Raw genomic sequence first — 15,368 nt, 5'->3', positions numbered from 1 at the left:
TGCCTAAAAATGTACACTGTACATTTTCTTAACAGCAAATAGTCTAAAATATAGCGAATGCCGTTAATTGTTTCCAAAATTATATGCAGCCTTGAATTTTTGTTTTAGGTATTTAGCTTTCACTAAATAGTGTTTCAAGACATTATTTTTAAGAATTAATCCATTGGATAAGTTTTTAAAATAGCATAATCATAGATTATAAATTTTTCTAAATGGTTTTGTATTTAACATAATATAATTAACACTGTAAAAAAAAGTGAATTATAACCACCATATAGAACCAGTGCATTGCATTTTATTTTTACTCATATATTTTAATTATTAGCAAAAACTTTAAAGGAGTTCGTGAATCTCGTAAAAACTCAATTTCATAAAATATATACTTTTCTAAAAAGTTGACAAAAATGGACATTGTTAAAATATAGACAGCTTATTTTAAAAATAACATGGTTTTGTACAAAAAATAAACCTGCCTGAGAATCGCGTATTTGAAATTTATTTGACCATTGTACCGAATATGCCATTTATACAAAATAGATTATATAAGTATTGTTTACAAACGACTTTGGTATTCGTGAATCACCTAAAGTCGATTTCTTTTAACATAATTGTTGACGATATAGAAGACCTAAAGGCACTATAGCTACAATTATGTTAAATATCCGTGAAATACGGCTATACAGAAAACTACTATATAAATGTATTATAATGTACTGCATTATGTTACTTTGCTTTGGTAAAAAGCGAAAGTTGTTCACAGTATCTTGAAAAAATTTATTCTTAAAAGTTTCTTCTACAATGTTAATGAAACACTTTTTATGCGACGACGTAGGAGGGAAGCATAATATGTGTGGAATGGTTTAGTATGCCAAAATGCTATTTGTCTGTCATTTATTGAATTTTGCACGATTCTGTCAGTAAATATTTAACGAAACTGCATAAAAAAATGCCATAATGTCTTAAACAAGACATTTGGCACGAATTTTGTGCTAAACTCAGCTATTGTTTGTTGCAGTTAAAACAAATAAGTACGTCTAATTTTCGAGGCTTAGGACCTTTATTATTAGTGATTTATAAGTTTTAAAAGTTTATTTAAAAGATAATTTTCGACGTTATCAGTGTGCAAATATAAAAATAAATTGTTAATAACAATGTTAAAATAAATATAAATTAAAAATATCATATCCTAGAAAGTAAATTTTAAAATATAGAGAAACGTAATAAAAGCAATAATTGCTTTTATAAAATAAGTATTAGCAATAGTGTTAATACATAACAATTTTAAAATATATATAGAGATATGAATATATCAGAATATTATAAGTTAGGATATCAACAGCAAAAATTAGACTTTGTTGATATCAGATTAAATACAGACAACTTATTGTTTGTAGATCCAAGGTTGATTGAAAGCTTGGGAACACCTTTAGCAAAAAAAATGCAAAAGCATTTAGAAGTTTTCTGGAGTGAATTACTAAAAAACGTAAAACAAAAATCTTTTAGTAGTGCGGATTACTTATTATCAGGATTAAGTGAGCCTAACGAAACAAGACTAGGTTATGCATTTAGTAAGGATTATGGAAATTCAGTTGGAAATAAATTAAGACAAAGAATAGCCGACACAATTTACAATAATATAGCAGTAAAAACTGGTGTTTTAAGCCATTTTGCTGATATTGAATTGTTTTTTGAAGATATTAGTTCTGATCGAATTTCTGACATAACAACTAAAATTATTAAATCTGTTTTAATTGAGTTTACTCAAGAGCAATGTAGAATTCATAAAATACCTATGAAAGCCTTTGTTCAGAAGGACATTTTTGATATTAGCACTTTAAAATGGGTAACTAAAAAAGTTGAATTGCCTGAATACTTTGGTAAGCCAATAATTTTTATACCTAAAAATATTGTTAGATTAGAAAATTCAGCTGGAAAAAATGTAAGCTGTTTTTATAGATATGCAATAAGACAATTTGTTAGCAATGATACCAAAATGCTAAAGGATGTTAGTCCTACAGGTAAAGATGGTAAAATACTAATAAGAGATGTTAAGTCTCAATATCCTCTGTCTAAAGCATCTTTAACTAATTGGACAATCCATTTTGGTAAATTATTAGTTGATTACAAAACTGACCATTTAAATGGCAGATTAAGAGTCCTAACAGATGATGAGATAATTGAAATCATATATGATGATGGTTATTCAGATGTTGGATAGATAATTGAAGTAGTTTAAGGCAGGCTTAAATGCCTGCTTTAAAACTAAAAACAATATTATTCCTATAGATCATAGGAATGAAAAGACTGAACAGAAACGGGTTCGATTCCTGTATGCTCCACTAGAATATAATTAAATGGGGCATTAGTAGATTTGGCTAGAACGGTTCTTTAAAATAACAAAAAGCCACCTTTATGGTGGTTTTTTGCATTTATTAAAGGGTTTGTTGGCCTCATAAAATTTTGGTCAAAACAATAGGAGAAAAGAGCATCCATATTTTAGGGGTTTAGTAATACAGATATTTAAGAGTTTCAATTATAAAGGGATTTCAAAGGAATGTTAACCAGTTACAAGGTTTCCTAAAATATAGCGAATGAGCTGTTAATTGTTTCCAAAATTATATGCAGCCTTGAATTTTTGTTTCTTTTGTTTCAAGACAAAAGATAATGAAACATTAAAAGGAAGATTAATTGAAGTTCTAAATATAACAAGTGTATAGAAATTTATTTTTCTTAAATTTTATACTCTTGTGGCAAGCTTACGAGAATCGTCTAAAATTTTTTATTACGTACATTTTATCGAATACGCGATTTTTAATTAGAGCAAAAAGGTTAGCTTTTATTTTGGAGTTGGCAAGCGTTGGATAATTGTGTGTAAAATAAATTGCCAGAGCAATTTGATTTTATAAAACAATCGAGCGATTGGTAGCGGCTATTTTACATAACGGCTAATTATAGATACAAATGTTTTATAAACGCTGCGAAGCAAACCGCTTATTAGTTTAATGACCGAAGTACAAACGTTTCTTACGAAGAACTAAACATTCTGGGATATTTTACATAATATAGAATTATAGCTATCTAATTTATGAAATACATTTGTACTATAATTTATATTATGTTAAATAGAGTTTTTAAGAACAAGAAAAACCACACACTTCTATTGCATGTGGTTTTTAGCATTCAGTATTCTATCAGTATTCTATAGAAGCACTTATTCCAACCAATTTAAGAAAAACGTCATCATTTCTTCTTTTAATTCGTAATGCATTTTAATATAAGTTCTCATATCTTCCATTAAAGGTCTATGATCGCTTTGGAATTTTGTTTCAAAACCATTTCCGTAATCATGCACTTTATTCAGATTTGCCATTTTACTTTTACATCTATGTTTTAATTTAGAAATGGCATCTTTTTCAATTAATATTCTATTTTGAAATTGCTCTATAGAAATTGAAGCACTTTTATTGTATTCCCTAGCCGCTATTTCTTCTAGTTTTTCTTCAAACGTATCCATTTCATTAAAATGAAAACGCAATTCTCTTCTCCAGGTTTCTAAATTAAATTTTAAATCGCTTAAATGTGATACTTGAGTTTGCATATTCTTGTCTATTTAAATTATACTTTTTGTGCTATTAATTCTTTTTGAACATTCGCCGGTACTGTTTGATAGGATGAAAATTGGGAACTAAACGTTGCTTTTCCTTGTGTAATAGAACGCAATGCAGAAGAAAAACCAAACAATTCTGCTGCTGGTGTTATGCATTTTAAAATCTGATAATTGTCTTGAGTTTCAATGCCCAATATCATAGATCTTCTAGATTGCAATTCGGTCATAACATTGCCCACCATTTGCTCGGGTACTTTTACATAGATTTCTTTTGTAGGTTCTAACAACCTAGGATTTGCTTTTAAAAAGGCTTCTTTAAAAGCGTGTGCTGCAGCTATTTTAAAAGAAATATCATTCGAATCTACAGCATGCATTTTTCCATCATACAACAATACTCGTACATCCCTAGCAAAGGAATTTGTTAACGGACCAGCTTCCATTACTTCTAAAATTCCCTTGACAACAGCCGGTAAATACCGCGTGTCTATAGCGCCACCCACAATACAATTATAGAAAACTAATTTTCCTCCCCAAGGTAATGTTAGCACTTCTTTACCTCTAATATTAAAGCCTTCTGGTTCTGGCATTTCTTCTTGCCAAGGTTCTATTTTAATGTGAACTTGAGCAAATTGTCCAGATCCTCCAGATTGTTTTTTATGTCGGTAATTTGCTGTAGCAGAACGCTGTATGGTTTCTCTATATTGAATTTTAGGTCTTTTAAATTCGGCTTTTATGCCATACATATTCTCTAAAATCCAGGTAATGGTTGCCAAATGCAATTCACCTTGACAACTGAGTAAAGTTTCTTTGGTTTCATTAGAATAACTGATCACAATAGTTGGGTCTTGACTTTGCAAACGTTTTAAAGAATCACTTAGTTTTTCTTCATCTTTTACGTTTTCTGCAAAAACAGCTTTGGTAACTCTAGCATCTGGATATTGAATTGGTTTTATTGTAAAACCTTCTTCGGTTGCTAAAGTATCATTGGTTTCAGTAAACTTTAATTTGGTGGTAGCACCAATATCTCCTGTAGATAATTTTTGAACGGCTTCTTTATTTTTACCATCCATAATAAATAATTGATTGATAGTTTCTGTTTCTCCATTGCTACTATTGATCAATTTGTCATTTAGGTGTACTTCACCGGCTTTTACTTTAAAAAAGTTAATTTGCCCTAAATTAGGTTGATAAATTGTTTTAAAAACAAACAAAACAGGCGCTGCATCTTTGTCTCGTTTTATTTCATTTCCTTCAACACTTTGTTCTGGTTTTAAATCTGCAGCTGCTGGTGCAACATTGTCTATAAAACCCATTAATCTACCTGTTCCCATATCATTAATGGCAGAAACGCAAAAAACAGGAAAAACATCATGATTTAACATTCCTGCTTTAATTCCTGCTCTCATTTCATCTTCATTTAAAGTGCCTTTTTCAAAGAAAAGTTCCATCAAATCTTCATCATTTTCAGCTGCTTTTTCTACCAATTCGTTGTGCAGCTGATTGGCAATTGCTTGTTGATTTTCTGGAATCTCTAATTTTTCTGGCTTTCCTCCTTCTTTGCCAAATTTATACATTTTCATTTTTAAAACATCAATAATGCATTGGCTACCAGCTACTTTTAAAGGATATTGAATTTTAATAGCACTGTTGCCCACTAATTTTTTGATGCTTTTATAGCTTGCTTCAAAATCAGCCAAATTTTGGTCTATTTGGTTTACTACAAAAAGCGTTGGTTTGTGGTATTTATCAATATAATTCCAAATAATTTCTGTGCCAATTTCTACGCCATACTTTGCGTTGATCACCATAGTTATGGTGTCGGAAACTCTAATGGAAGAAATAATTTCGCCTATATAATCATCTAAGCCAGGAGTATCAATAATATTGATCTTATAATTTCTCCATTCGGTATGTAAAGGTGTTGCAAATACAGAAGTTTGCCTTTCATGCTCTATTTCATGATAATCTGAAACGGTGTTTTTATTTTCTATGCTTCCTCTTCTGTTGAGTATGCCTGCCTCAAATTGCATGGTTTCTGCCAAAGTGGTTTTACCACTATTATGTGCACCTACAAACACAACGTTTTTAATGTGTTTATCATCATATATTTTCATAAAGCTTTATTTATACGTTAGCCCTATAAATTTAAAAACTTTAAAATTATTAAAATATGATTTTTGTTAGGTTTTAATTGAAGATTACATATTTTGAGTATAGAAATTATAATCTTTTAATACAGTATCTATAAATTTAGTGTCACTCTTTTCTTTGCTTTGTATGCCTGTAACTTCTATAATTTTAGCTCGTAATTTTACCAAGGTTTCAACATCTTGATGTTTGGCAGCCATTTTAAAGGTTTCCTTAATAATTCTGGCATCATTATCAGATAATTTAATCACATTAGCGTACGTTGGCACATATTTATTAGAAATTTCCTCTAGAATTGTTTCCGTAAATTGTACATCATCTTTTGTATAAATAACCACTGTATTTGCAATAATATCTCCAAAACGCTGTTGGTTTTTGGTGAATAATATCAACAAAAAACCAACACTTTTTCCAAAAAAAAAGATAATAATTAACCATTCATATTCGTTGTTTAAACCCATAGAAGCAACATACACAAAGATTAACATAAAGAGATTAAAATCTACAATTCTTAAAAACCAGCGCATAATAAAATCTGTAGTTGCGGGTTTAAATCCATCAATATTTATCACTTTAATTTTTAGTAATTTTTTCCCAACAGTTTGTCCATCCATAAGTAATTCTGAATATAAAGAATAAAATGTGATGGGTAAAAATAGTAAAACGTCTAAGGCTCTTAAGGTCCAAGGATCTCCTTCTAGGTTTGTGTCTATTAATTTAAAATTTAATAGATGTATTACAAAATACAGATATGCAAATTTTATAAGATTATCTATACCAAAGGCCAAAAGGCGTTGCCCTACATTTGCCAAGGCAAAATTTATGTTTACATTTTGTGCCGTTTTTATTTGGAGTGTTTTCATGCAATAGTTAAATTCGCTCTTAATGAGAGAGGTCGCTTTTATAAAGCAAAATAAAGAAAAATGGCTTGAATTTGAACATATAAATTCAAATAAAAAGAAAAATAGTCCAGATGACATAGCCAACCTACATATAAAAATCATGAATGATTTGGTATATGCACAAACTTATTACCCAAAAAGTAAGGTAACTTTGTATTTAAATAAGTTGGCTAAAACTAGTTTCGACAAGGTGTATCACTCAAAAAGAAGAGATAAAAATGTGTTTTTATATTTCTTTTTTGATAAAGTGCCACTTCTCTCCTATCAATATAGAAAATACATTTACCTTTCTTTTATTATTTTCTTTTGCTTCTTTTTTATAGGAATCCTCTCTACTTTTAATGATGCTACTTTTGCAAGACAGGTTTTAGGAAATAATTATGTAAATAAAACCTTAGAAAATATAGAAAGTGGCGATGCTATGGCAATTTATAAAGGAGGTAGCAATTGGGGAACTTTTATAGGAATTTATGACAATAACCAACGTGTTGGATTAAACATGTTTTTATCTGGATTGTTTGTGGGTATTGGCACCGTTTTTTACATTGTTTACAATGGAATTATGGTGGCTGTTTTTCAAGCATTTTTTTATCAAAACAATAGTTTTTTTGATAGTATTAAAGGAATCTGGATTCATGGAACCTACGAAATTTTTGGAATGATTATAGAAGCCGCCGCCGGATATATTATTGGCGCAAGTATTTTATTTCCGGGAACGCTAAAACGGATAGAATCTTTTAAAATTGGCGTTAAAAATGCTTTTTATATTTTTATTAGCACCATTCCGTTTACTATTATTGCAGCATTTTTAGAAGGCTATATTACGCGTTTTTCTAATATTATGCCCACCATTTTTTGTTTTGCTATTATTATATTTAGCCTAGTTTCCATCAGTTATTATTATTTGGTTTTGCCATTTTATGTAGCTAAAAAACACGGTCTCAGATAATGATAAAAAAGCTACTTTTTATGGCGCTATTGCTGCCTAGTTTGGTTGGTTTTTCTCAAGAACAGCTTGTAGATACGTTACTTGTGGAGAAATTTATAGACACCACCGTTTATAAAAAAGACATCAACTATGTTTCAAAAAAAGAGTTTCAAGAGAATTTAAAAGAAAAATATTCTGGTAGGGACTTTACTTATACCGAAGAAAAGGAAGCAGAAAAAGAAAATGACGCCCCCTCTCCTACCACGTTGGCTTTTTTTAACGGATTGGGCTATTTTATGAAATATATTTTCCCATATTTGTTAGGCGCAATTATTATTTTTATCATTCTTAAAACATTTTTGGGTTCTGAAATTGGTTTTTGGAATTTTAAATCGAAAGGAAAAAAAAGCAATCAAAAACTATTTTATGAAGAGGAAGATATCCATGAAATAGACCTTGATTCTTTGCTTAAAAAAGCCATACAAAACAATGAATATAGATTGGCTGTGAGGTATTATTATTTGCTGGTTTTAAGACAGTTATCAACAAATAAATTCATTGATTACCACAAAGAAAAAACAAATACAGAATATCTTTTAGAAATTGAAAATTTGAATATTAAAAAACAATTTTCATACCTTTCTTATGCCTATTCTTATGTTTGGTATGGTCAATTTTCTATTGATAAAAACATATTTGATAACTTAGAAAAGGAATACAAATCTTTTATAAATTCACAATTTTGATGGGTTTTAACTACATAAAGAAAAGTGTTATCCTTTTGGTTTTATTGCAATTATTTGCTTGTAACAAAACCAACTGGGAAGAAAATTTTAAGGAAAAAGAGAAAAGTCCTTTTGGCACCTACATAATCTACAATGAAATACAGTACCTTTTTGAGAATAAAAAAGTAATTACTTTAAAAGAAAATGTGTATGATTTTTTTATAGATTCTTTAGATGCAAATAAAAATCGGAGTACGTATATCTGTATAAAAAACAGTGCTATAAAGCTAACTGAAAACGGAGTTAACAGCTTATTAGAGCATGTAAAAGAAGGAAATACCATCTTTTTATCGCTGAATTATTTTAGTGATTCTTTAAAAGAAAACTTAGAATTTACCACCAATAATTTAGATAAAAGTGCGTTTACCGTTCAAGATTTACGAAAATTAAGAGGTGAGTATTATTTAGAGAATTCTGCTTTTAGAAATCAACCTTTTCATTTCGATAGAAATAGTAGAAGACACTATTTTTTACAGTATAATGAAAACAACACTATTGTATTAGGAACTACTGTAATTGATGGCGAAAAAGTGCCCAATTTTATAAAAATTTATCGTGGTAAAGGTGCTATTTATTTGCATTGCAATCCGGTTGTTTTTACCAATTATAATCTCTTGAAAGATAAGGAAGCTTATGCTGAAAATGTACTTTCTTATTTGCCTTCTGAAACTATTTTATGGGATACTCAGATAAAAACAAGTAAATATGCTTCTGAAAATAAAGATAGGAAAGAATCTATTTTTAAATTTTTCTTACAACACCAATCTTTAAGTTGGTTTTTATTTGTGACACTTTTTGGTTCCTTACTTTTTATGTTGTTCAATGCAAGAAGAAAACAACGCCCAATTCCGATGATAAAACCTTTAGTAAATTCTACTGTTGCATTTACACAAACCATTGCCAATTTATATTTAAAAGAAGAAGATCATAAAAATATAGCACAGAAAAAAATTACCTACTTTTTAGAAAAAGTAAGATCAAAATATTTAATTGACACCTCAAAATTAAACAAGAGTTTTATTGAAAAATTAGCTGCTAAATCTGGCAATGAACTTCAAAAAACCAAGTATTTAATTCATACAATTATTACCTTAGATAAAAAATTAGATTGTTCGGAAGAAGAACTAATGGTATTGCATAAAATGATAGAAAATTTTTTCAAAAAATAGATTATGGAAGAACAACAGAACAACCCATCAGCAGAAAATAAAATAGAAACACCTTCTAGTACAGATGAAACTACTCAAAAAGTGGCTTTTGAAAGTAGAATTGATTTGTCTGAATTACAAGAAAGTGTTTTTAAAATAAAACAGCAATTGCAAAAAGTAATTGTAGGCCAGACAGACATGATGGATTTGTTAATAGTAGCGCTTTTAGCAAAAGGACATGTATTAATAGAAGGTGTTCCTGGCGTGGCAAAAACCATTACGGCAAAATTGTTGTCTAAAACCATTGATGTAGGTTTTAGTAGAATTCAATTTACACCAGATTTAATGCCTTCGGATATTTTAGGAACTTCTGTATATAATTTACAAACTTCAGAATTTGAGTTTAAAAAAGGCCCAATTTTCTCTTCTATGATTTTAATTGATGAAATAAATAGAGCGCCTGCAAAAACACAAGCAGCTTTATTTGAGGTGATGGAAGAACAGCAAGTTACTATAGACGGAAACACCTATAAAATGGACGCACCATTTATTGTTTTAGCAACCCAAAACCCTATTGAACAAGAAGGAACTTATCGTTTGCCAGAGGCACAATTAGACCGTTTTTTATTCAAAATAAACATAGAATATCCAAATAGCGAAGAAGAATTTGAAATAATAAGACGTGAACAATCCTTAGAAAATGCCACCAAAATTGGTAAAATTGAAACCGTAATTTCAGGCAAAGAAATTGTAGCATTTAGAGCACTTATCAAAAAAGTTAGTATAGAAGAAACCTTGTTAAAATACATTGCCAATATTGTGGTAAATACGCGCACAAATTCGTTTTTATATTTAGGTGCATCACCAAGAGCAAGTATTGCTATTTTAGGTGCATCCAAAGCATTTGCAGCCATAGAGGGTAGAGATTTTGTAACCCCAGAAGATATTAAAAGGGCTACCATTCCTGTTTTAAAACACCGTGTAATAGTAACGCCAGAAAGAGAAATGGAAGGTTTAACAAGTACACAAATTATAACACAAATTATAGAATCTGTAGAGATTCCGAGGTAAACATATTTAATTACAAGACACAAAAAGATAGCAAAATACAATTACACATTTTTTGAAACATTTATACAACACTTTATTTCTAAACAATAGGTTTTTCTACATACTAGCCATTATAGCGCTTTTATTTGTGGTAGGATTTTTTACTCCCTTTATTTTTGAGGTTTCCAAAATTTTGTTTTTGGTGATCACAATTTTGGTTTTTATTGATGGTTTTTTGTTATACAAATCAGAAAAGGCAATAGTTTTAGAACGGTTTTTACCAGAGAGATTGTCTAATGGCGATCAAAATACGATTGCTGTAATCATAAAAAACAAGTATGGTTTTACGGTTTTCTTGTCTATTATAGAAGAATTACCATTTCAATTTCAAAAACATAATTTTACTTTTACTACAAGCATAAAATCTAAAGAAGAAAAAAAAATACAGTACAATTTAAAACCAACAGAAAGAGGTATTTATAATTTTGGAAATGTAAATATTTATACAAATTCCCCTTTGCAATTGGTGACTAGAAAATATGTTTTGGCAGATGAAACAGTTCTAAAATGTTATCCTTCTTTTTTAAAATTACGAGAGTTTGATTTTAAAGCATTTACAAATAGTGCTGTTTCTTACGGAACAAAAAAAATACGCAGAATTGGTCATTCTTTAGAGTTTGAACAAATAAAAGAATATGTTTCTGGCGATGATATTAGAACCCTAAATTGGAAAGCAACTGCAAAAAGAAACCAGTTGATGATTAACCAATATGTAGAAGAAAAATCTCAACCTGTTTATTCCATTATAGATAAAGGCAGAGCAATGCAAATGCACTTTAACGGATTAACCTTGTTAGATTATGCCGTAAATGCAACCTTGGCAATTAGCAATGTAGTGTTAAGAAAACAAGACAAGGCAGGTATGTTATCATTTTCTACCAAACTAGAAGATTGGGTAGTTGCAGAAAGAAGAAATGCACAAATGAATTTAATTTCAGAAGCATTGTACAACATAAAAACTGATTTCTCAGAATCTGATTTTAGTACTTTGTACACTGTTGTAAAAAGAAAAATTACCCATAGAAGTTTACTCATTCTCTATACTAATTTTGAAACCATGGATGGTTTAAATAGACAACTCTCCTACTTACGCGCCTTGGCAAAAAACCATTTGGTTTTGGTAGTTTTCTTTGAAAACACCGCCTTAGATACCTTAAAAAACCTTCAGACTAAGAATATACAAGATGTATATGATACTATTATTGCTGAAAAATTTATGTATGAAAAAAAACGTATTGTAAATGAATTAAAAAAATATGGCATACAATCTGTGCTTACAAAACCAGAAAACTTAACAGGAGACACTATCAACAAATATTTAGAACTAAAAACAAGAGGACTTTTTTAAATTTCTATATATTTGAGAACTATTTAACTTGCAAAAAATTAGTATGAATAATTTAAAATTAAAATTAAAAAAAATTGATGCCATTAAATATGATGTTATTTCTGGCGCTATAATGGCATTGTTTTCATTTATAATGTTAAGCATTGTGTTTTTATTTAGCACTATTTTTGGACTAGGAATGGGAGGAAATGAAGCATTTGGTATTATTGGTGGTAGTTTTTTTATGGTTATTTTAGCACCTATTCTTTACTTTTTTATTGGTTTTATAGCGGGCTGGTTAGGTGCTTTACTTCTTAATTTTATATTAAAGAAAACAGGTGGTTTAGATATTGAGTTTGAAAAAGCAGGTTTAGAGGTTTCTGAAATAGGAAAAGAATAAAAACAATAGAATGAATTGGTATGTAAAGGTTTGGAGGCAGTATACAGATTTTAAGGGTAGAGCAAGACGTAAAGAGTTTTGGATGTTTACCCTGTTTCATTCTATATTACTATTTTTCTTTGGTTTTTTATTAGGCTTTTCTGGCGCTGGTTTTTATTCTGATGAAGACGTAAGCATGATTGTTCTTGGTACTCTTGTTCTCTATGTTTTAGCAACAATAATTCCATATTTTGCTGTAACAGTAAGACGTTTACATGATATTGGTAAAAGCGGAATGTGGTGTTTATTATGCCTAATACCGTATATAGGAAATTTTTGGTTGTTAATTCTTACATGTATGGATAGTAAAAATGGTTCAAATAAATGGGGAAGGAACCCAAAAGGAATCGGAAATGATAATTTAATAGAACAAATAGGAACTGAATAATTTGAATCATATTTTTAATGTGTAAAGGTTGCCTATCAGCAACCTTTTTTTTGTTTATTTTAAGAGTTTTATCCCTTCTTAAAGGTTAAATAAAACTACTTTTGCCGCGTGAAAATAAGGCAAAAATCAGAATCAGAATTTATTATTGTAATGGCTTCTTTAATGTCTTTAGTGGCTTTTGCTATTGATGCATTACTACCGGCAATTTCAGATATTAGCAAAACCATACACATTGTAGATCCAAAAAACAATCAGTTATTTATAACCATGATTTTTTTAGGTATTGGTTTTGGACAACTTGTTTCTGGCCCTTTATCTGATAGTTTTGGAAGAAAACCTATAATTTATATAGGTTTTACGGTGTTTGTTTTAGCCAGTTTTATTTGTCTTTTTGCAACAAATTTAGAAATGATGATTGTTGGTAGACTATTACAAGGAGTTGGTTTGTCTGCCCCAAGAACCATTAGTATTGCAATGGTAAGAGATCGATTTAGCGGTAATTATATGGCAAGGGTGATGTCTTTTATCACCGTTATTTTTATCTTAATACCTGTTGTTGCCCCTGCTTTGGGTAAATTATTATTAGATGCTTATGGCTGGAAATCTATATTTTATAGTCAGTTAATTATAGGGGTTTTTATCATACTTTGGGTTTGGAAAAGACAACCAGAAACGTTGGCAATAGAAAAAAGAAAGAAGTTTAGGTTTGCTCTTTTTGTGGATGGACTTAAAGAATTTGTAAAGTATAAATACGCTGTAATTTTCACCATATTTTCTGGTTTTATAACTGGTTCTTTTATGGTGTATTTAAGTGCTAGTCAACATATTTTTGTAACACAATACCATTTAGAAGAAGAATTTCCTTTTATTTTTGCCTGTTTAGCCATAAGCATAGGATTGGCTACTTTTTTAAACGGTAAATTGGTTGTAAAATTAGGGATGCTTAAATTGGTTTCCTTATTTACTGTAATGTTTACTGTAGTTTCACTTTTGTACATTGTACTTTATTCCGGTGAAGCAAACCCTAATATTTATATTTTATTACTATTTTTTGGTTTTCAATTTTTTTCTATTGGCTTCCTATTCGGAAATACAAGAGCATTAGCCATGGAACCTATTGGGCATATTGCCGGTGTTGGTGCGGCAATTAATGGTTTTGTTTCTACCATGATGGCAGTGCCTATTGCAACTTTTATAGGTAGCTATATTACCAATACTCCTTTGCCTTTATTTATCGGTTTTTTTGTTTGTGGTGCTATTTCATTACTCTTAATTGTTTTACTTAAAGTAAGGAAAAATTAAAAGAAGCATCCTTAAACAATCAATTCTACATTCAATTTTATTCTCGAAAAAAAAAATCGTCTTTATTTTATCAAAAGTCTAAAAATTAAATATAAAAACTGTAGAAATATTAGTATTTTGTGCAATTATTAGAGGATATCAAAATTAAATATATTTTTATGCGCACATTAATAGTCCTAACAAGTTGTGTTTTTTTTCTATTAACTTCTTGTAATTCAGTTGATAAAACAGAAAAAACACCTACAGGGTATACTATTGATGGTACGTTGCCAACAACTAGTAATTCATCTCTTGTTTATCTAATGAATGAGAAAAACGAAAAAATAGACTCTTCTAAAGTAGTTGATCATATTTTTCAATTTAAAGGTTTTGTAAAATCGGCTTCAGCATATCATTTACAACTACAAAACGCAATTAAAAAACATCCTGTTATTATAGAAAATGGCAAGTTTACCGTTTTTATAAATGATAAAAATACTACAATTATTGGTGGTGATTTAAACTCAAAACAACAGGTATTTAACGCTTTAAAAATAGAATTAAATGCACAAAAATTAATGTTGTTAGATTCTTTTATGGTTGATAAAATTTCAAAAAAAGATTTAAAAAAATCTATTAAAGGAATAAACAAAACACTTAAAAAAATAAATACCGATTATGTCATAGACAACGCAAATAATTTGTTGTCTTCTACCCTATTAGCTACCAATTTCAATTTTAGTTTAGAGGAATTAAAAATGATTAAAAGCAATTCTAAAATTATAGAATCTAGTGTTTTACATACTGTTTTAACTGAAGAAATAAGAAAATTACAAACAATTTATGACCAAAAATTGGCAGATGAAAAAAGAGTAAAAGCGGCTAAAAAGATATATAGAAAACCGGCTATTATGTTTACTGGCGATGGCTTACAGGGCGAAGTAGTTTCTTTACAGTCTGTTATAAAAGGAAAAAAAGTAATTTTAGTAGATTTTTGGGCAAGTTGGTGTGGACCTTGTAGAATGGTAACTCCTAGAGTTAGAGAATTGTATAATAAATACAAAAACAAAGGTTTTACAATTTTAACGGTCTCTGAAGATAAAAATACTGAAGATTGGAAAAATGGAATTGAGCAAGACAATATGTTAAGCTGGAATCATGTTTTTGATGATTATGGCAGAATATCTTCCATGTATGGCATTCGTTCAATTCCTTATATGGTTTTAATTGATGGTAACGGAGGTATTATTAAAGAAAAAATTACCATTACAGAATTAGAATACCAACTTAAAAAATTATTATAAT

13 protein-coding genes are annotated in these 15,368 nt (G+C 29.4%); 10 read left to right on the top strand and 3 right to left on the bottom strand.

The features are described from left to right. Nucleotides 1-1,300 precede the first annotated feature (1,300 nt). Nucleotides 1,301-2,218, top strand: a complete 918-nt coding sequence (locus ACSHW5_RS02085) for a hypothetical protein (protein ID WP_435674448.1) — start codon at nt 1,301-1,303, stop codon at nt 2,216-2,218. A gap of 993 nt (nt 2,219-3,211) precedes the next feature. Here the strand turns inward: ACSHW5_RS02085 and ACSHW5_RS02080 are convergent. From ACSHW5_RS02080 to ACSHW5_RS02070, 3 genes are all read right to left on the bottom strand, one after another. Next, nucleotides 3,212-3,598, bottom strand: a complete 387-nt coding sequence (locus ACSHW5_RS02080) for a hypothetical protein (RefSeq protein ID WP_435674447.1) — start codon at nt 3,596-3,598, stop codon at nt 3,212-3,214. Between the two features lie 17 nt (nt 3,599-3,615). Further along, on the bottom strand, nt 3,616-5,721 hold the full coding sequence (locus tag ACSHW5_RS02075; protein ID WP_435674446.1) for an elongation factor G: 2,106 nt from the start codon (nt 5,719-5,721) through the stop codon (nt 3,616-3,618). 84 nt (nt 5,722-5,805) lie between these two features. Further along, nucleotides 5,806-6,618: an RDD family protein gene (locus ACSHW5_RS02070; protein ID WP_435674445.1), complete on the bottom strand. Its 813-nt coding sequence runs from the start codon at nt 6,616-6,618 to the stop codon at nt 5,806-5,808. A gap of 22 nt (nt 6,619-6,640) precedes the next feature. Here ACSHW5_RS02070 and ACSHW5_RS02065 point away from each other — a divergent pair, with 22 nt between their 5' ends. The 9 genes from ACSHW5_RS02065 to ACSHW5_RS02025 all read left to right on the top strand — a co-directional run bounded on the left by ACSHW5_RS02065 (nt 6,641) and on the right by ACSHW5_RS02025 (nt 15,367). Beyond that, the gene (locus tag ACSHW5_RS02065; protein ID WP_435674444.1) at nt 6,641-7,606 is read left to right on the top strand and encodes a stage II sporulation protein M; all 966 of its coding nucleotides are present in this window, start codon (nt 6,641-6,643) and stop codon (nt 7,604-7,606) included. Continuing rightward, the gene (locus ACSHW5_RS02060; protein ID WP_435674443.1) at nt 7,606-8,331 is read left to right on the top strand and encodes a hypothetical protein; all 726 of its coding nucleotides are present in this window, start codon (nt 7,606-7,608) and stop codon (nt 8,329-8,331) included. The genes ACSHW5_RS02065 and ACSHW5_RS02060 overlap by 1 nt, the downstream gene beginning before the upstream one ends. Beyond that, nucleotides 8,331-9,539 carry a DUF4350 domain-containing protein gene (locus ACSHW5_RS02055; RefSeq protein ID WP_435674442.1) on the top strand — a complete coding sequence of 403 codons (1,209 nt, stop codon included), beginning with the start codon at nt 8,331-8,333 and terminating at the stop codon, nt 9,537-9,539. Before ACSHW5_RS02060 ends, ACSHW5_RS02055 begins: the two co-directional genes overlap by 1 nt. Before the next feature lie 3 nt (nt 9,540-9,542). After that, on the top strand, nt 9,543-10,589 hold the full coding sequence (locus ACSHW5_RS02050) for an AAA family ATPase (RefSeq protein WP_435674441.1): 1,047 nt from the start codon (nt 9,543-9,545) through the stop codon (nt 10,587-10,589). Nucleotides 10,590-10,761: 172 nt separating this feature from the next. Then, a complete protein-coding gene (locus tag ACSHW5_RS02045) occupies nt 10,762-11,976 on the top strand; it encodes a DUF58 domain-containing protein (protein WP_435674461.1) in 1,215 nt (404 codons plus the stop codon). A gap of 43 nt (nt 11,977-12,019) precedes the next feature. Continuing rightward, on the top strand, nt 12,020-12,355 hold the full coding sequence (locus tag ACSHW5_RS02040) for a hypothetical protein (RefSeq protein ID WP_435674440.1): 336 nt from the start codon (nt 12,020-12,022) through the stop codon (nt 12,353-12,355). A 10-nt stretch (nt 12,356-12,365) separates the two neighbouring features. After that, the gene (locus ACSHW5_RS02035) at nt 12,366-12,782 is read left to right on the top strand and encodes a DUF805 domain-containing protein (RefSeq protein WP_435674439.1); all 417 of its coding nucleotides are present in this window, start codon (nt 12,366-12,368) and stop codon (nt 12,780-12,782) included. Nucleotides 12,783-12,890: 108 nt separating this feature from the next. Further along, nucleotides 12,891-14,084, top strand: a complete 1,194-nt coding sequence (locus ACSHW5_RS02030; protein ID WP_435674438.1) for a multidrug effflux MFS transporter — start codon at nt 12,891-12,893, stop codon at nt 14,082-14,084. Nucleotides 14,085-14,242: 158 nt separating this feature from the next. Further along, the gene (locus ACSHW5_RS02025) at nt 14,243-15,367 is read left to right on the top strand and encodes a thioredoxin-like domain-containing protein (protein ID WP_435674437.1); all 1,125 of its coding nucleotides are present in this window, start codon (nt 14,243-14,245) and stop codon (nt 15,365-15,367) included. Nucleotide 15,368: the final 1 nt, after the last annotated feature.

The sequence above is a fragment of the Polaribacter sp. genome (assembly GCF_051251875.1).
GTDB lineage: Bacteria > Bacteroidota > Bacteroidia > Flavobacteriales > Flavobacteriaceae > Polaribacter.
Note: the sequence above shows the minus strand (reverse complement) of the source record. Positions and strands in the feature narration are given on the sequence as shown.